Raw genomic sequence first — 18,993 nt, 5'->3', positions numbered from 1 at the left:
TAATTACGTCCTAAAAATCAAAATGGACAGCATGAAAAGCTACTAAAAACGATTTTTCCAGTAAAAAGGTTTTTGATTTTGATGCATTATGGCGATGATAATGATTTCATTGTTGCGTATTTGGTAAACAATACCGAAGGGAAAACGATTTGTTAAGCAGCGTCTTGTTTTTGTAGTCATAGCTTGCCATGCATTTGGAAAATCTACGACACGATGTATGGTTGCATAAATCTCTTGTGCAAACTCTAACCCTAAGTGTTCCTGACACTCTTCATAATAATCGATTGCTCGATTTAATTCAAGCTCAGCATCAGGATGAAAATGAAATTGCATCAAGCGAAGCGTTCTTGAATTTTACGAAATACCTCATTTCCATCGACAAGAGAGACTTCTCCTGATTCAATAGCATTCACTCGTTTATCAATCTCTTGTTTCCATAAAGTATCAATACTCTCAGAGTTAGGAGTAAGACTGCGTAAAAGTTTATCGATTAGTTTTGTTTTAAGATCGATTGGCATTGAATCAACCTCGGCTAATAATTGGTTAGCATTTAAAGCAATCATCAGTACCTCCTTTTATCATCATAATATTATAACGCACTAGAATATCAAATGTAGAATTTTGGGAGGGAAATCACCATTTCCCCTCAAGCGATAAAAGCACCTGTGGTTTTGAGTGCTCTTTGTCCACTTGGGTTTGCGTGATTGCCCCTGAGGTATCATACAAATGTGACGTTGTCTCTATCGTAGAAGCGGTAATATTTTTCACATTAAACTGCAATTTAAACGTTTTATCGAGCCGTTTATTAGCATAAAAATCGAGCGTACCGTACCCTTTTTGCGATTGGGATATAAAATACTCTTGCGGATCATCGTATCCGCCTACATAGCGATACGCCGCTCCATAGGTAATTTCAGACTCTTTTAGAGTGTGATCGAAACCAAGGTTACAGGTAAAACTCGGTGTTTGCAAAATCTCTCTTTTGACTCCGGTGAAGGTGTTGCTGAGCGATGAGTCTTGCAGTGTAGCATTGGCAAAAATGCCGAAACCTTCCACATACTCTTTGAGCGATTTTTTAAGCTCTAACTCAAGACCCCATAATGATCCCTCTCCTGCATTTGCAGGGGTTTGCTCATAACGTCCCGATATCGAGTTAAAACGAGTCATATTTTCAATTTTATCACTGATATTACGGTAAAACCCACCGATACTCGCCACCCCTTTATCGGCAAAAAAGTGCTCATATCGTAATTCATAACTCAAAGCTTTTTCTTCGGTTAGATTCGGATTTCCGATTACATCGGGGCGATGAATACTGTTTTCATCGAGGGTACTGTTGGTGCTCGCCGATAGTTGGCTGAGTCTTGGGAGGCGGACGGTTTGAGCGACACTTGCACGGATATTGTCTTTTGGTGTCACCTGAAACAGTGCGTGCAATGATGGGGCAAAGTAATCCAGATTCGAGGTTGAGCTATAGTCCCTCTTTAATGTCTCATAACGGAGTCCGGGTGTGAGAATAATCCAATCATTCATTGTGTATTCGTCTTGGACGTAGAGGGAGAGCTTGTCCTCTTTCATTTGAATTTTATCGTTTATAGAGGTGACATCTACCCCATTTAACACCCTTGTCGTTTCATCGATTTGATCGCTTCTTTTGAGCTCAAATCCCGCTTTGATAAAGTGCTCAGCTCGAAGTGCGGAATAATCCCCCTGAAGACCATAAAATCGGCTCAATACATAATCGTGTTCTTGACGGCTACTCCCCGAAGGGGTCGATAATGACTCCAAATCACCCCTCTCTTCGAACGAGTGGATTTTTGCCTTCCATTCAAAAATATCATCTCCGAATCGATGTTCTGCTCCCAACGCCGACCACAGCATCGTATTGGTAGCATCGTCATAACTATGGTATTGACGAGTGGGAGTGGCTGAGCCTTCGGTTAGGGTCGTTGAATTAATTCTATCGGTATCATGATTAAACGTTACAGAACCGTCATAGAGTATTTTAAGACGGGGAGAGGCAGTATAATTGAGCTTTGCTCGAAGCCCTACAGAGCGATTTTTATTTTTATCATCACGCTCCTCGGCAGTATTCAATACTGTTTTATCGACTAATATATCCGTCCGATCCTCTTTGACATTGTTAGACGCGTTCAGATTCATCAAATACGAAATTTTATCAATTTTCCCTTCTCGTTGAAGATACGCTGTTTCACTCAAATCCTCACCGTAGGCACCAAACGTTACCTTTGCAGAGCTTCGTCCCTCTGTCTTTGGTTTTTTGAGGACAATATTAACAATCCCCCCCATCGATTCAGCAGTATATTCCGCCGAACCGTTCGTCATTACCTCAATCCGCTCGATCATATCGGGTGAAATTTGTTCTAAAGGACTAACGCGCTTACTAGTTCCCGTCGAAGTTGCCTCACCGTCAATCATCACCACCGTATACCCCTTACCCGGAGCGCTAGCGGGTCCTTTGCCATTTGGAATCGTTACCCCCGGAGTGCGTCGGAGAATCTCTAACGCATTCGAATCCCCATACTGAGTCAACTCCTCTGCCTTGATAATCCGTTTGGCGATAGAGTTATCCCGTCGCTCGTCGATAGCGGTATACTCTTCGGAGATTTGGATTTTTTCTAACGTCACAATCTCTTGTGCACACACACTTGATAACAGTGTACTCGCTACCAATAAATACCGTATATAAGGTTGATGTTTCAAAGTAGCTCCTATTTATTTTGTTTGTCAGTGACAATATAGAGCTGTTCATGCCCCAGACGTTTGAGAACATCCATCACTCCGACGAAGTTTTGGAATGCCGCATCTTTATCGCTATAGAGGACGACAGTCATCTCTTTTCCCCCTGAAACAACCCGTTGTTCGAATTGTTCTAAACTCACCGTGGTGGTTTCATCAACCCAGAGGGTTCCATCTTTTTTGATGGTGAGTTTTAATTCTGATGGTTTATGCTCGGTTGCGCTCCCCTTGGCATCCGGTAAATCAACGGGGATAAGTCCGGTTCGTATAAAGGTCGCGGTGGTGAGTACCATGACGAGCAGTACGAGCATAATATCGATAAAGGGGATAACGTTGATGGTATCCATACGTTTCATTTTCATTTTTTCTCCTTAATACGCCATCGGAACTCGTCCCGATAGCTACGCTAACGCTAAGTTTACTTCAGCAGTAAGCTCATGCACGTTTACGTGCATTAATAAACTTACCCTTTGTTTTTAATTTCCCACATGGTGAGGAGTCTCTCCATTTTACGGAGCAGGATGTTATAGAACACGATAGAGGGGATAGCGACGACGAGTCCCATTGCGGTTGCTTTAAGGGCGAGTGCTAGTCCTGTCATAATTTTTTTGGGATCGACTGCTCCGATATCACCAAGGCTATAGAAGGTAATCATAATTCCCAGTACGGTTCCGAGTAGTCCAACGTAGGGTGCGTTTGATCCTATGGTGGCGATAGTACCGACGTTGTTACCCAAATCGAGTTCGAGTTCTTCTTTATTTTTGTACTCATCGAGTCGGATGGAGCCGTAACTCATCATTCTCTCTATAAAGAGCCATAACGAGGTGATACTCATGATAATAAGGATTCCGATGATTCCATAATCCACTCCCATATGGGCGAACTCTAACATGCTGCTGTTTTCCATTTTACTTTCCTTTTTATTGATGTTTCTAACTAATCTTACTATTTCATCGGAAGTGGGGCTTTAGCCCCGCCAAAAGCTTCGCAATCATTGAAACTCCTAACAAAGCAACTATGCGAGGCTAAAGCCTCACTTCCAAAAATAGCATTTGACCTGCAAATTTTACAAAATACAATAACATCAGTTTCTAACTCGCTGATTCACTCAAAAACGCATCACACGCCAACACCGCCGCGCCGTACGATGTCGTGATTTGCGGATACTCAGGGACAAATATTTTATGCCCCAACTCATTTTCGATAGCACTCACCAACCCATCATTGAGAGCCGGTCCTCCGTCGAAATAGACGTTCTCTTTGACCCCTACCCGTTTCACCAATTTTACAATCCGTTTGGCGATAGAGTAGTGCACCCCTGAGACGATGTCTTCGACGCTGTGATTATTCCCTAGCAACCCGATAATCTCCGATTCGGCAAATACGGCACACGTACTGCTGATTGAAAGCGGTGTCCCTTTGGATTTAAAATGATAATCACTCAGTTCATCCACCCCTATCTCCAAATTCATCGCTACGACATCGAGAAATTTCCCCGTCCCCGCCGCGCAACGGTCGTTCATGGCGAAATTAACCACATTCCCCTCGGCATCCAGTGAAATCGCCTTGCTGTCTTGTCCGCCGATGTTGATGATTGTTTTGATATTGCCATAACTTTTGGCGGCTTGTTGCGCACCGATTGCATTGGCGGTAATCTCACTGATATTTTCATCCGCCTCTTTAAAAAGCTTTCGACCATATCCCGTAGCCACCGTATAGACCACCTCGCTCTCATCAATACCTAACTCTTTTAACAGCTCTGCTAACGCCTCTTGGGCGTATTTGTAAAACATACTCCCGCTCGCGCTGATTTTATGCCCGACTAAGTTTTTATTCTCATCCGCGACACTGATTTTGATCGCGGTAGAGCCGATATCTATCCCTACAAAATATCTCATTTTTTCATTCTCTTTCGATTTTTTAATGACTCTATAAACGCTTCAACCCGCGTCGTAAGTTGTCCGTGTTGTGAGGGGCTGTAATCGCTCTCGATGTAGAGAATCGGAATCCCCTCTTTCTCCATTGCCGCCAAGACACTGCGTTGTTCCATCTCATACACTTGACACCCTGCAAACGCCTGATAGATCACCCCATCACCGTTATAACTGCGCACCAACTGGATGATTCTGCGGATTCGATCATCGTTTTGGGTGAATATCGGGCAAGTACACGCTTTGAGATATTTATCCGAAACCGAATCGATCATGTCATAGAGATTCCACTCATCCACTGCCACCATATCGTTAAACATACGGTTCGAACTGCACGTCTCATCGGCGACGATGATTGCATCGCTTTGTTCGATAATGAGGGGGATTTTATAGTTGGGGAAAATCGGCGGTGAACCGGTATAGACGATACGCGGACTCGCTTTTCCAGCCACGTTGACACCCTCACTCGCCCGTTGTTCCAACTCTACAACCAGTTTTTCGACCGCACTTATCCACTCATCTATTTTGTCAAAGAAAAAAGCGTTCGTGACCAAAAACATATCGACACCCAAAATCGGAACCGCTTTGTTTTTTCGAAATTCGGTGAGCTTATGATAGAGCGATTGTGCATACCCCACCTTTTTGATCGCACTCTCCAGATTGGACCGGGTCAGCTTTTTCCCCTGAAATTTAGAGAGTTTCACGGCAAAACTTTTGACACTCTCGCGCCAGTAGTGACGACTCTCTTCACTCTCTTTGGTACGGGGAAACCCGACATCGATCACGGTATGTCCGAAACTCTCGATGATGGCTCCCGCTTTGGTCTTTTGGTCACACGTCGTCGGAGAAAAAGTGATGTCGGGCTTATCGGAAAAATTATCCGAAGCGAACCATCCTACCGTTGCTTTGACCAGTGGACATGACTTTTGCGGTAATAAATCACCGCCGATTTCATCGTCGGTATAAAACCCGTTACATAATCTTATAGGCACCCCATCAAGTGCATAAATGATTTCCGAGGGGATTTGGATACACATCGTCCCGATTTTCGCTTTCCCCTCGTGGAGCGGTTGGTGATGACAATAGACTTTTTCAAACAAATCGTAAAAATAGCCCATACTGTGGATAGGGGATTTAAAATCCTCCCTGAGTGCATTGATGACGCTTATCGCCTCCATCGCTTTGTGGCGGTTTTGACGCTCTGCCGAGGTCTCAATCGTATGTTCAGTGTGCATGATTCTCCTTGTTTTGATCCATCGCCATCCGTAGAATGAATCCCTCTTTGGTCGATTCGAAAATAGTAGCTCCCATAAAATTAGCTTCCAAACACCCCTCCTCAGGACATGCCGCAACACATTTGAGACAGAGGGTACAATCTTCGGTGACTAAATTTTTGCTCGTCACGTCATCGGCGATTTCGAGGATATCCATATCGCATGCGCGGTAACAATCGCCGCATTTGGTACATTTTGAGCCGTCTTTGTAGAGTTTGAGTAATGCCGGTTTCGAGAAAACATACTGCAATGCCGCCATTGGACAAAAATAACAAAAAAACCGTTTTTTGATAAAACTTCCAACCAAAAACAGTCCCGTTATAATCATCCCCAATGTCGTCATCACCAAATCCGTTTTCGATGAAAAATCGATATAAAACTGATTAAAATGACCTGTAAATGCCGGAATCATCATCCGTCCGGGACAAATATCACAAAACGGCATCGAAAGACCGTTCGGGAGTTTCGGAAGTCCAAATACTGAGTTAGCAATCATCACGGGGAGCAGTAGCAACAAGATCAATAAAATGTATTTGATACTTTTAATCTTCCCGCGATTCGCCCATGAGTATTCACTGTAACGGATTTTTGTTTTTTCGCGTAACATTGTGAGCCAGTCTTGCATTGTCCCCAGAGGGCAGACAAAACCGCACCACCCTTTATTCAGTGCCCAAAACCACACCGCAAACATCCCCAAAGAGATGAGAAACGCATATCCCGCAAACCCCATAAATCCCTCAAGCGGATGTTTTAAATCGTGTTGAAGCTCTCCAACATAACATTTACCCCCTGTCCCCTCTCCGTTAAACACACACGCAAACGTCGGAAGTTTATCGCCTAAATCAAGCCCGATGTATCCCCCGTAAACGACCAAAGCAAATGCGACTATCTGAAACCAAAACCGAAACCGCACCAAATTCATATTATTGACAGCACGGCGGAGACTAAATTTATTCTTCGTCAAAATAGATCTCCTTGGGCGTTTTACGCTTGCGTCGTCGGTTATAATAAAACCCTAGTGAAAAGACGAGCATCACCCCGATTGCGGTTGCAAATCCTAATACTTGTGATTCGTATTCGAGCGGTGATGCACCAAACGAGAGGGGTAAACTCATCACATAACGGACACCATGATAGGCTTCTCCATTATATACCCCCGATTCGTTCACATCATACGACGCTTCGACAAGCATCTTTTCGGAACGCTTCTTCTCTTTTTCCGTTTTGGCATAAGTACTGCGCGGAATTTCAAATGAGAGTGCCCCCGCATCATCGGGTTGAATCGTAGCATTCCAGCCACTCTCCATACTCACACGCAACGGAACATCTTTACGTTCTTCTCCTTTGTAATAGACCTTGAAAGGGGCAATGTCACCCGAATAAAGACAGCAGTTAATATGGTGTTTACGGATTGGTCTCTCCATAATCAGTTCAAAAGGGAGTTGTGCGAGAGGTTCATGATCGTAATGCGAATCATTCGTTTTCCCTCGAATCTCTTTGAGGAGAGACTGTGAAATATTCCCCTCTTTGTTATGAATTCTCATCGAGGAGAGATTAACCTGCAAAATACCGTCCTGAACCGTTTTTTGTTCAAAATAGAGACGATAACCCCCCTTATGCACAGGGGTAAAAGAGATTTTCCCACCGCTCACATTCAGCTCAGTGACGGCATGATCCATATCACGAACATAGATAATGCTATTATTTAAATCACGGACCTTTTTATTCTCATCAAATGTCCCTTTTTTAATAACAAACTCTTTGGCTCCAGATTCTTTATCGGCACCTTTGCAGCACGATTTCTTTTTAACCTCATCGAGCCATACAAAATCATCCGCGAAAAGAGCTGTGCTTATGGACATTAGCATAACTACTAGTTGTAGTTTAATCATTAAGTTTTTCACTCATTCCTCCCCATTATGCTATCAATCAAAAACATTAGAATGTCACTTTTAACGTACCATAGACAACGCGTCCCGGAGATACATAATACTCGGTATACCCACTATCAAACAAATCGTTGATTTCCAAAGCCGCCTCAACCATTGATCCGATTTTTTTAGAAAGCTTCAAATCATACATAGTGTAACTGCTGTATTGCACCGTATTAACATCATCGCTAAAACGTTTCCCAACATAGCGTGCAGCACATTTCGCATCAAACCATTCAGGATTACTATAAGAGAGGGTGAGTGACCCTTTGTGTTTTGGCACTTCAATCAGATATTTACCCTCTAATGCGGTATTTTGTATGTATTCATCAATCTTAGAAACGTTATACGTGTAATTTGTCAACAATTGAATATTCTCATACAACGGATAGGTAAAATCCGCTTCAACACCGTGTATCTTTACCTTTCCGACATTGCTTTTTGTTTGAGCTTTTGTATAGCCTCCGCTCGGTGGAGTTGTCACAAAATAAAAGAAATCTTTTGCATAACTCTGATAAGCCGTAAGATTGATCTTTCCATCACCAATCTTTTGATCAAGCCCAATCTCGTACGACACTACTTTCTCAGGTTTTAAATCTGGGTTACCGTAGTAAATTAATGATCCTGAAACATAGGTGTTATACAAATCTGAGAGGGTAGGTGCACGATAAGCACTTCCTGCTGATGAGCGAAGCGATGTTGAGTCACTAACATGGTACACTGCCCCTATTTTTGGGCTAAATCCGGTAGTGGATGTTTTTGCGTAAGTAGTCTCATTTGGTGACCTAGAGGTATCATAATTGTATCCGTCATAATTGTCCCACGTATCGTAACGACCTCCGACGTTAATAATAAAATTATCTCCGATAAATGTCTCATCTTGTAAAAACAGTCCAACATATTGTTGTTTTCCCTGAACTTTAATATCTTTTCCACTGCCGTCTATATAAAAATTATGACGATTTATACTCCCCTGTCTCAAATCGACACCACTAACAAGAGTACTCGTTCCGAGCACCCCATTATCTGTTAGAGGAAGGGTGTATTGTAACCCGCCTCCTTGATCGAGATTTGTACTGGAACTTTGATATTGAACCGCTGTTTTAGCAGTGTTAGCAGAGTCATATTTGCTGTATTCGTCTTTATAAAATGCTCGTACTGAGAACTCTGCATGATTGTCAAATTTTTTGGTATACCCGGTAGAATAGTTCTTTAACTCCTGATGGTAAGGGTTATATCCCGCCAAACTCATAGTTCCCGTTGTTTGGTTATCATAATAGGAACCGGAAAGATAGATCGATGATGTCGGGTCGATATCGTACGTCACTTTTCCATTAAAATTGTTACGTTCCGCCCCTTTGTCGCGAGTATATGTTTTTGTATTTGCTGTCGTTTCCGGATTGTATCCATCACTGGTCATAGTATCGCCGGAGAAGATAAATCCAAAATCATTATATTTCCCTCCCGCACCCAGAGACGCTATTTTCGTATTCATACTTCCATAAGTGAGTGCAACATCGGCATTAAATTTCTCTGTAGGATTTTTCGTAATGATATTAATAACACCACCCATAGCACCCGAACCGTATAATGCTGATGAAACCCCTTTGACGATTTCGATACGCTGAATCATCGAAACGGGGATTCGGTTCCATTCTACCTCTCCACCATACATATCGTTCATGGGTACACCATCTATGAGCAGTAACACACGCCCCTCAGTAGAACCACCTAAACCGCGCATCACAATTTTATTGGTAGTACTCGCACTCATCACCCCGATATTGTGTTTAAAATCGATACCGGAGACCTCTTTGAGCAACTCATCGGCACTTCGTGCAACAGAACTTTCAATATCTTTTTGGGTAATAATTTCAATACTCGCGGGAACATCGATAACTTTACGTTCCGTTCGTGTTGCCGTAACCGACACATCTCCCAAATTAACCGCTTCACTCGCATAAACACTACTGCAAAACGCCACTGCTGCCAATGATAATGTAATTCTTTTCATCCTATCTCTCCGTTTATTTAAAATTTAAATGCCAACTCGCCGTATACCGTTCGTCCCGCGTTTAACCCATACTGATAAAACTCTTTATCAAAAATATTATTGACCGCCAACGAGCCGTTTAACCATTTTGTAAACTGATACCCTATTTTTGCATCCGCCGTAAAATAGGATTCATAAGCACCATACACCCCTTTGACTACATCAGTATTTGTCTCAGTTGTATAGAGATCATCCATATAATTTGCAATCAATGACCCGTTCCAAGAACCTTGTTTTCCCGTTACACCGATATTGAATTGTTTTTTAGGCATATAGGTAAGCTCTTTACCGACCAAAGCAGGATTAGCATCGTTTTGGGTGATTTCAGTATCGCTATAGGTAAAATTTGCAAATGCGTTAATTCCCTCTACTAACTCTTGTTTAACCTCTACTTCCACTCCATTAATTTTCGCTTTTCCTGCATTACGTTTTTCATTTAACGTCGTACTAACCTGTGTTGAATAGATTAGATTTGTAAGATTGTTGACATAATAGGTCGCTTTTAGTTCCGTTTTTGTACCAAAACGTTGATCAAATCCAATCTCCCATGATGTTGTCTTTTCCGGTTTGAGATCCGAATTTGCCTGATACAATGTACCGTTGCTACCAACATACGATGAATACAAATCGGATAATAACGGTGCTTTAAATGCTTGCCCTATTGATGTTCGAATAGTTGTATTGTGTGTAGGGAGATAGACAAGTGATGCTTTAGGACTGAATTGAGAATCTTTTCGGGTATCGTATGCTAATGAGTATGTAGGTGCTACATAACTCTCGGCTAACCCTTTGGTTTTCCATGTATCGTATCGACCTCCGACATATAAAACCCACTGTTCAGAAAAATCTATAGTATCTTGGAGAAACAACGCATTTGTTGTACTATCCCCGTTATTAATCGAGTTCAAAGTCGTCGTTGTTGAATCGTCTCTCCAATTCGGTAAGACTTTTACCGATTTATCCAGTTCGTTTTTATTGGTATCCACACCGATAACGATATAGTTCATTTCACCGAGAGGAAAATCAAATTGTGCCGATGCATACGTTTTTTTGTTGGGAATATCAGTAAATGTCCCTGCCCCACCATTCGATGTTGCCCCCGTAGATTGAGAAATATACCAATATCCAAACTCCGTATAATCAGCTTTAAATTTGGCTTTGACCGTGTTCATAAATTTTGTTTCGTACGCAAGAGTATACTTTTTCGTCTCTTCTCCGGTTGGACCTGAGAGATAATCTTTTTCACTCATAGATGCTACTTGTGTCGAATTTAATTGTGCACTTCCCGAATAAAACGGATTTCCTGCACTGTCTCTCAAATAGGTATTAAAACGATCATAATCATTTTTATGTTCATGATAGCTCATACCGAACGTCAGCTTTGAAACATCATCGAATCTATATATTAACTTGATGCCCGCATTGTTCATCCACCATGGTTTATTCCCTTTGTCTCCTACGATATAAACCGTTTTGCCTGTCGAATCCGTTGAAGCCTCTTGACCAAACACACTTGTCCCGCTTGTGCCATTGGAGGGAGACTTGGTTACTACTAAATCACCGACATAACCATCACTTTGTTGTCGGTTATAATCGAGCGTAATACCGAGTTTATCGGTAATTTTATCCCGATAAATAATTGAACCGTTTTTATAATTATTGCTTCCATAACCCGTTTTTACAGATATTTCTCTCTCTGTAGGCTCTTTAGTGATGATGTTTATAACACCCCCCATAGCATTCCCGCCATACAATGACGAAAAAGGTCCCTTAACTACTTCAATTTGTTGAATATCATCCACCATCATATTCGACCAGTTTACACCACCAGAAAATGCATTGTTCATAGGGGAATCATCCACCATAACAGCCGTTCTGTAATACCCCGGTATACCACGTAAGGTCACTTGATTATTATAACTGTTCGGAGCGTGATCCCCTGTTGAGCGCACCGTAACACCCGCGACATCTTTAAGTGCCTCATCCGCTCGCTGAACCGATTTTTGCTCGATTTTCTTTGCACTCACAACCTCAACACTTGCAGGAGATTCAAATGTACTTTGCGTTGTTTTCGTCGCTGTAATCGATACATCCCCCAAATCAACTGTTTCACTTGCATACGCACTACTACAAAATATGACTGCTACCATTGATAACTTAATTCTCTGCATTAATATCCTTGTATTAAATAAATCCAAGAATTATTTCAAAAGAGTGTTACATTACTGTTAAGCCTTAACACAAATGTAACACTCTTATCTCATAATTGCAGTAAATGTTATTTAAACCTTAAGGAAGTTATATGTTTACTATATATCAGATTAGTCACAGTATCATATTATTTTTACCTTTGGACAGCTGATGGAAGCTATAACATTTTTCTCCCTTTTTATCGTCGCTCTCTCCTATGGGGCAACCGCGTGTATGCTCACTTGTATGCCGTTGTTATCGCCGATTCTTTTAGCAAACAGCGGTACACGTCAACAAAGCCTCCGCGTGTTGCTCCCTATTAGCCTAGGGCGGATTAGCGGATATATTTTTCTCTCCCTTATCGCCTACGCGGGTGCGAGCATGGTTAAATCGATTCTCAGCGATACCGCTCTCATGGGATACTTGCTCGGAAGTATCACCATTATCCTCGCGGGGCGGTTATGGTTTTCACTCAAAGCCTCCTCTTCGTGTTGTTCCACCTCACCGCATACACCGCAAGGGCAGATTCCTCTGTTTATCACGGGAGCTCTTTTGTCGATGTCACTCTGCGCCCCCGTCATCACCATGATGGCACTGAGCGCATCATCGCATTCGCTTGTATGGGCGATAGCGTATGGTGCGGTATTTGGTCTTGGGGCAACACTTTTGTGGTTTCTCTTTTTCTCAGTGGTTCTCACACGGATACTCAAAGAGAGCCTGATTCACCTCTCCCGTTATCGAAATTTTCTCCAACACGCAGCTCCTATCCTCCTCGCGGGGGTCGGAATCGCTATATTTACAGGATGGATACACCTATGATGACAACTGCACGTAAATCATTTTTCCTCTCTCTCATGTTTCATTCCCTAATGGGTTCATTGGCATTTTTTGTCTTAGTCAAAATGCACACACCGCCACCGATGATAAAAATTGATACCAAACATATCATGGTTCTCTCACTGGCAGATTCGGCACCAAAACCCAAACACCAAGAGGTACGTGATATCCCCGCTGAGATTACACCCCCTACCCCTCAGCCGATAGTACAACAGCCGATTATTCCCAAACCAATCATCCCGATAAAGGCTCAAACGCCTCAACCCACCCCCCCTATCCAAACGCCGGTAGTGACAGCACCCCCAACCCCCATCGTCACGACACCGCCAGTAGCTCAACGGGTTCAAAATGCTCCCGCAGCCGAAGTGGTTCAAGCACCCTCAAAACCAAAAATCGATCTTGCATCTGAAAAACGCTCTTTTTATGCTCTGTTACGCAACGCTATCCAAAAAAATCTTCGCTACCCTCCCGCTGCACGGCGTCGTGGAATGGAGGGGGAAGTTGCGGTTCGATTTACTCTTTTAAACGATGGTTCAATCCGTAATATTTCGGTTCAGCACGGCGAAGATATTTTCCATAGCGCCGCCAAAGCAGCCGTTGGATCAACCGCCGGTATAGATATTCCTAAGAACCTCAACGACTCGTTACCGATGGAGATGGATTTAACATTAGAATTTAAGCTGACTAGCTAAAGCACACAATAAGGGAATAAAATGTCATCACTTTCACACCAACTCAGCATATTTTTGATGAGTCTTTATGTTGTAACAACACCGTTGTCTGCCGATACCTCAGGTGAAGCACTTTTCAAAGAGAAGTGCTCCCATTGTCATTTAGAAACACGACCATCCTATGATAAAATCAATACCATGATCGCACCGCCAATGATGGGAGTTTTGTTTCATGTTCAGCAATCAAAACCGACCAAACCCGAAGCCGTCGCATTTATCAGTGACTATATTATCAATCCACACCTCTCCAAATCACTTTGTCAAGAGAGCTCTATCAAGAAATTCGGTCTAATGCCCTCTTTGAAAGAGAATTTAACACCCAAAGAGGCAAACACCGTTGCGGAATATGTGTATGAGCGTTTTGCAAACAAAAACGAGTAAGCACTGCAAAACTCCTAAGCCTCTCTGTGGTATAATCGCGCCATTATTTAGCCCTATATAAGGTTTTTATTATGCGTCAAACCATTACCGAAAAAATATTCTCCGAGCACGTCGGGCACCCCGTTTACGCGGGTGAAATCGTCCGTTCACCCATCGATATGGTTATCGGAAACGACATCACCACCCCTATCTCGATCAAAGCATTCGAAGATTCAGGGGCAACGGCTCTCGCTAATCCTGATGGATTCTCGATCGTCCTCGACCACTTTATCCCTGCCAAAGATATAGCTTCAGCTAACCAAGCACGTATCAGTCGCGATTTTGCCAAAAAACATTCGATGAAAAATTTCTTCGATGAAAAAGATATGGGGATTGAACATGCATTGCTCCCTGAAAAAGGGTTGGTAGTTCCGGGAGATGTTATCATCGGTGCCGACTCACACACCTGTACACACGGTGCGCTCGGTGCATTCTCGACAGGGATGGGCTCTACCGATTTGGCATTTGCGATGGTGACAGGGGGAAACTGGTTCAAAGTTCCTGAGTCGATCAAAGTTATCTTAAGTGGCAAACCGGGCAAATACACGACAGGTAAAGATATCATCCTCGAAGTGATCCGGATGATCGGGGTAGACGGTGCACTCTACCGCACCCTCGAATTTGTCGGAAGCACCATCCCTCACCTCACGATGGATGATCGTTTCAGTATGTGTAATATGGCGATTGAAGCGGGGGCAAAAAGCGGTATTGTTGCGTATGATGAGATTACGGCTGAATTCTTAGCCGATAAACCTCTCGCACGTGAACCAAAAATCCACTACTCTGACGCCGATGCAACCTACGTTCAGGTGCTCGAAATCGATGTGGCTAATCTCGAACCGGTTATCGCTTACCCGTTCTTACCGTCCAATGGGCATAGTCTATCTCAAGCGGTAAGCGACCAAATCAAAGTCGATCAAGCATTCATCGGAAGCTGTACCAACGGACGCCTTAGCGATCTTAAAATCGCCGCCGAAATCCTAGCGGGCAAACGTGTCCATCCGGATGTCCGTCTTATCGTCACCCCAGGAACTCAGCGTATCGCACGCGAAGCGACGAAACTCGGATATATGGACATCATCATCGATGCGGGCGGTGTTGTCTCTAACCCGACCTGCGGTGCATGTTTGGGCGGATATATGGGGATTTTAGGGGACAACGAAGTAGCTGTTGCAACAACCAATCGTAACTTCGTAGGACGCATGGGATCACGTTCATCCAAAGTCTATTTGGCGAACTCTGCCGTCGCGGCCGCTTCGGCGATCACAGGGTACATTACCGATCCTTCAACCATCAAATAACCTCTTCTATGGGGTTATTATATCCCGCGTAAATTACTCATCCGTATCAAAAATAATATGCTCTTCTAGCATCAAAACATTTAGCGTCTAAAAGAGCCATCACCATTGTGAATAGGGATTGAGAATAAGATTAGAATTGTGATATTTACGCTCACTAGTTACTTCTTTGGTAACCCAGTCAGGAATATCAAACGTTTCATTTTCATCATTCAGTTCTATTTCTGCGACTATTAATCCTTTATTGATACCATGGAAGATATCTATTTCCCATACATGGTTTCCTACTTTTAGTTCATATCGTGTTTTATCAATCACAGATTTTAAACAGAGTTTTTCTAACATCACGTTCGCATCATCCAGTGGTATTTCATACTCAAATTCCAATCTTTTTATACCATTATTTTCACCTTTTATGGTTAAAAAAGCATTTTGATCTCGAATTCTTACCCTAACTGTAGTTTTATTGGTTGTCTCAATATAACCTTGTTTGATGATATAACCTTCGTCTAATGTATCGATTTTGCTAATATCCACTAAAAATTTTCGTTCTATTTCATACGCCATGTTTTCGACCCATCCTATAATTTAATTTTTGTTCGCTCTACAACCAAACAACTTCTTTCTGTATTAATTATATATACCTTTTTCAGCCACTAATCATGGAGCATATCAACCCTATTGTTGAAAAATTTTATCAAACTCCGGATTCGTCTCTTTGCGACAAGCAGCGCGTTGTTGCTCTATTTTCAGGCGATCATCGCGAAGTTTTTCAAGATGCTCTTTCGTAACCACAGTTTGGGGCAATAGTATAGCATCGGTACTGTACTTGCCGCTGTAGCCAAACATCGTTTTACCTATAACTACTTCAATATTCCGAATAATGTCAAGCCCGTTGCTCCCTTCACAATGGAACATAGCTCCATGACAATCGCATTGTTCACTCATCGAATAACTGCCTAATTGCCCATCAAAAGCTAAAAGAGGAACAGTTGATGGCAAATTACCGGAAATCTCAGTTCCTGGATTATAAGCTGAATAAACGATTGCCTCAATCTTGACTTTGTTAGGATTTTCAACAATCCAATTAACCCCACTGTAAGAGCTCAGCACCAAAATAACCGGCTCCTTATGCGCAGCCAGTTTCAGAATGATGTTTTGATCTTTTTGGCTGCTCTCATAAACACCGGCATATAAGATCTTGGCATTTGCAGAGACTTTGCTTTTCAAAGCAAATTGCAAATCATCGCGGTTATACTTCTTTTCTTTTGGTTTGATTGTTAACATAAAGCCCGTAGTATGCCAATTATTGACATATTCTACTTCGATCTTATTACTGCCTTTTTTAAATGTATAAGGGAAACTCGTACTGTTTCCACCTTCATAAACGACTCGCCCATCAATAATTACACGAGATTTTGCCCAGCTCTGTTCAAGACTGATCTCCATCGTCGTCTCTTCTGGATAATAGTAATCACCGACCCAATACCCGCCGAAATCTTCAGACTTTATACCGTGAAATTGATCCCAAGGGTAGTTAATGCTCACCTTAGGAACTTCTTCGGTAGCAATCACTTTATTCGGTTCTTTCGTATTGATATAAAACGCCTTAAAACGGTTGCGCGGCATAGTACCTAATGGATTGAGGTGCTTTCCCCACGTCTCAATTTTTTGAGACTTTTCATGTTTTGCTTTGTATGCTTTGTCATCAATTTTATAAATAATCTCGATAGAGCGAAGCCGATCTTCCATCAGTTCTACACCCTGATTATGACGATAGCTCATGCCCCCCTTATATCCGTTTTGCGGAGTCATGATAATACGCTCTATCGATGGTGCAGGATTTTCCCACAAAATCACGCTATCAGTCTGTAATGTCGGTTTTTTGTTGATTAACTCACTATTTTTTTTAGTGACCCATAAGCCTAGCGGCTCATCATTAACATAAAGTTTGTTCAAGGATTCAGGTTCAAAAGGCAATTCTCCGTTGTTCACCGCATTTCCGTATATAAAGAGCTTACTAACTCGTCCGTTGGTGTCATACAATATATCAAGACCATTAGCCTTTTTACAATATTCTTCACCTTTATACGGCTGACATTTTTGGGAAATACCATAACGATTTTCTACAAATGCCCGATCAGCATTCGCATAAGAACTGATATCGAACATCTCATGATTCATTCTATGAGATTCCAAAGCATTTTCATCGCTTATTCTCATACTGCGTCCATCATAGGACTCAATTTTTGCTTTTGAATTATAACACTTGATAAGACCGTTTCCTTCTCGTTTAAATACACTTCCCTGATCTAAAATCTTAGTAATACGCAGTTCTTGTTTAACTTGTATCCGCTGCTTGATCCCGTATAACTCTTCCTCTTTAAATTCGGCACCATAAAAAGCATTACATAGCATTGGTTCAGCCGTATCATTACGGATCTGTTCTGTATCTCCGAAAAGAACACCGACACTCATAAACAGTATCCATAACTTCCGCATATAAACCCTTTTGGTAAAAAATTGAATGTAACGCATCTAACATCTATTTAAATCATTTTAGCATATAGTTCTTCCAAAATGTTTATTTCTATTTTTTTTAGTCTGTGGAACATACAAGTTTGGAGGTTACACCCCCGTATTACACCCTTCCAATGTCCCTTTAGCAAACCCTCTTTTAAACCATTTCATCCTCTGTGCTGATGTTCCATGCGTAAATGCATCGGGGACAACATACCCCTGCGCCTGCTTTTGGAGCGTGTCATCGCCGATCTGACTGGCGGCGTTGAGGGCTTCTTCGATGTCTCCCTCTTCGAGTACCGCTCTCTCTTTTTGGGTGTGGTATGCCCATACTCCGGCATAACAATCAGCTTGAAGCTCTACTTTTACCTGCGTAGCATTTGCCTTGGCTTTTCCCATGTCACTTTGCTGTGCCCGATGTGCCTTATCCAATATTCCGAGCTGATTTTGGACATGGTGCCCGATCTCATGGGCGATCACGTACGCTTGAGCGAAATCTCCGGGGGCATTGTGACGCTGGGAGAGTTCATCGAAAAAGCTCAAATCCAGATACACTTTTTTATCCACAGGACAATAAAACGGTCCTACCTGAGCATCAGCATATCCACATCCGCTTTTTACACTTCCGCGAAACAGCACTAACTTTGGTTTGGGATAGCTCATCCCATTTTGCTCAAAAATCTTCGTCCAAATCTCTTCCGTTTGCCCCAAAATAGCAGCTACAAACTGTGCACTACGCTCATCATCCGATTGACTAACAACCGCATTAGTGCGTGTTTGGTTTTGAGCATCGAGTAGGGCAAGAGGATTGTATCCCATAAAATAGGCAACAGCCCCTATCACTAAAACAATCCGTCCAATAGTACTCCCCATCAAAAATCGGATAATTGGAATGAGCAGATTTGCCCCTCTTCCACTGCCGAGGTTCATCCGTCCCCCTGAGCCTCGATAGCGTAAATCTTCGACATTACTACTGCGCTTTAAATCTTCCCATTTCATAACACTAATCCCTATCTTCTTCTTTATTGATTCCAAAATTCTGTTTAAA

18 protein-coding genes are annotated in these 18,993 nt (G+C 42.4%); 4 read left to right on the top strand and 14 right to left on the bottom strand.

Going from position 1 to position 18,993, the window contains the following annotated elements:
• Positions 1-42: 42 nt before the first annotated feature.
• The 11 genes from PHC76_RS00185 to PHC76_RS00135 form a co-directional block, all read right to left on the bottom strand.
• On the bottom strand, positions 43-333 hold the full coding sequence (locus PHC76_RS00185; RefSeq protein ID WP_299969282.1) for a type II toxin-antitoxin system RelE/ParE family toxin: 291 nt from the start codon (positions 331-333) through the stop codon (positions 43-45).
• Complete coding sequence (locus tag PHC76_RS00180; RefSeq protein WP_299969284.1) at positions 333-563, bottom strand: addiction module protein; 231 nt, start codon at positions 561-563, stop codon at positions 333-335. The genes PHC76_RS00185 and PHC76_RS00180 overlap by 1 nt, the downstream gene beginning before the upstream one ends.
• A gap of 70 nt (positions 564-633) precedes the next feature.
• Positions 634-2,724: a TonB-dependent receptor gene (locus PHC76_RS00175; protein WP_299969286.1), complete on the bottom strand. Its 2,091-nt coding sequence runs from the start codon at positions 2,722-2,724 to the stop codon at positions 634-636.
• 8 nt (positions 2,725-2,732) lie between these two features.
• On the bottom strand, positions 2,733-3,122 hold the full coding sequence (locus tag PHC76_RS00170) for a biopolymer transporter ExbD (RefSeq protein ID WP_300209710.1): 390 nt from the start codon (positions 3,120-3,122) through the stop codon (positions 2,733-2,735).
• Positions 3,123-3,223: 101 nt separating this feature from the next.
• Positions 3,224-3,667 (bottom strand): TonB-system energizer ExbB, encoded by a 444-nt coding sequence (exbB, locus tag PHC76_RS00165; protein WP_299969290.1) that lies wholly within the window; start codon positions 3,665-3,667, stop codon positions 3,224-3,226.
• Positions 3,668-3,851: 184 nt separating this feature from the next.
• Complete coding sequence (locus PHC76_RS00160) at positions 3,852-4,658, bottom strand: acyl-CoA dehydratase activase (protein WP_299969292.1); 807 nt, start codon at positions 4,656-4,658, stop codon at positions 3,852-3,854.
• Positions 4,655-5,926 (bottom strand): 2-hydroxyacyl-CoA dehydratase family protein, encoded by a 1,272-nt coding sequence (locus PHC76_RS00155; protein ID WP_299969294.1) that lies wholly within the window; start codon positions 5,924-5,926, stop codon positions 4,655-4,657. Before PHC76_RS00155 ends, PHC76_RS00160 begins: the two co-directional genes overlap by 4 nt.
• Complete coding sequence (locus tag PHC76_RS00150) at positions 5,916-6,929, bottom strand: 4Fe-4S binding protein (protein ID WP_299969296.1); 1,014 nt, start codon at positions 6,927-6,929, stop codon at positions 5,916-5,918. Before PHC76_RS00150 ends, PHC76_RS00155 begins: the two co-directional genes overlap by 11 nt.
• Positions 6,916-7,827: a hypothetical protein gene (locus tag PHC76_RS00145; RefSeq protein WP_299969298.1), complete on the bottom strand. Its 912-nt coding sequence runs from the start codon at positions 7,825-7,827 to the stop codon at positions 6,916-6,918. Before PHC76_RS00145 ends, PHC76_RS00150 begins: the two co-directional genes overlap by 14 nt.
• A gap of 76 nt (positions 7,828-7,903) precedes the next feature.
• Complete coding sequence (locus PHC76_RS00140; RefSeq protein WP_299969300.1) at positions 7,904-9,910, bottom strand: TonB-dependent receptor; 2,007 nt, start codon at positions 9,908-9,910, stop codon at positions 7,904-7,906.
• A gap of 17 nt (positions 9,911-9,927) precedes the next feature.
• Entirely contained in the window at positions 9,928-12,120 is a 2,193-nt protein-coding gene (locus PHC76_RS00135; RefSeq protein WP_299969302.1) for a TonB-dependent receptor, read from the bottom strand.
• A 190-nt stretch (positions 12,121-12,310) separates the two neighbouring features.
• On the opposite strand from PHC76_RS00135, the gene PHC76_RS00130 reads away from it, so the two are divergent.
• The 4 genes from PHC76_RS00130 to PHC76_RS00115 all read left to right on the top strand — a co-directional run bounded on the left by PHC76_RS00130 (position 12,311) and on the right by PHC76_RS00115 (position 15,428).
• Positions 12,311-12,958, top strand: a complete 648-nt coding sequence (locus PHC76_RS00130; protein ID WP_299969304.1) for a sulfite exporter TauE/SafE family protein — start codon at positions 12,311-12,313, stop codon at positions 12,956-12,958.
• Entirely contained in the window at positions 12,955-13,668 is a 714-nt protein-coding gene (locus PHC76_RS00125) for an energy transducer TonB (RefSeq protein ID WP_300209708.1), read from the top strand. The genes PHC76_RS00130 and PHC76_RS00125 overlap by 4 nt, the downstream gene beginning before the upstream one ends.
• A gap of 21 nt (positions 13,669-13,689) precedes the next feature.
• Positions 13,690-14,088: a c-type cytochrome gene (locus PHC76_RS00120; RefSeq protein WP_299969308.1), complete on the top strand. Its 399-nt coding sequence runs from the start codon at positions 13,690-13,692 to the stop codon at positions 14,086-14,088.
• Positions 14,089-14,159: 71 nt separating this feature from the next.
• Entirely contained in the window at positions 14,160-15,428 is a 1,269-nt protein-coding gene (locus PHC76_RS00115; RefSeq protein ID WP_299969310.1) for a 3-isopropylmalate dehydratase large subunit, read from the top strand.
• A gap of 99 nt (positions 15,429-15,527) precedes the next feature.
• Here the strand turns inward: PHC76_RS00115 and PHC76_RS00110 are convergent, their stop codons facing one another.
• From PHC76_RS00110 to PHC76_RS00100, 3 genes are all read right to left on the bottom strand, one after another.
• Positions 15,528-15,992 (bottom strand): CYTH domain-containing protein, encoded by a 465-nt coding sequence (locus PHC76_RS00110; protein WP_299969312.1) that lies wholly within the window; start codon positions 15,990-15,992, stop codon positions 15,528-15,530.
• Positions 15,993-16,103: 111 nt separating this feature from the next.
• Positions 16,104-17,927, bottom strand: a complete 1,824-nt coding sequence (locus PHC76_RS00105) for a hypothetical protein (RefSeq protein WP_299969314.1) — start codon at positions 17,925-17,927, stop codon at positions 16,104-16,106.
• Between the two features lie 126 nt (positions 17,928-18,053).
• The gene (locus PHC76_RS00100) at positions 18,054-18,944 is read right to left on the bottom strand and encodes a neutral zinc metallopeptidase (protein WP_299969316.1); all 891 of its coding nucleotides are present in this window, start codon (positions 18,942-18,944) and stop codon (positions 18,054-18,056) included.
• Between the last annotated feature and the right edge of the window lie 49 nt (positions 18,945-18,993).

Origin of the sequence: Sulfuricurvum sp. (assembly GCF_028710345.1) — a bacterium.
Lineage (GTDB): Bacteria > Campylobacterota > Campylobacteria > Campylobacterales > Sulfurimonadaceae > Sulfuricurvum.
This window is presented reverse-complemented; position numbering and strand designations above follow the sequence as displayed.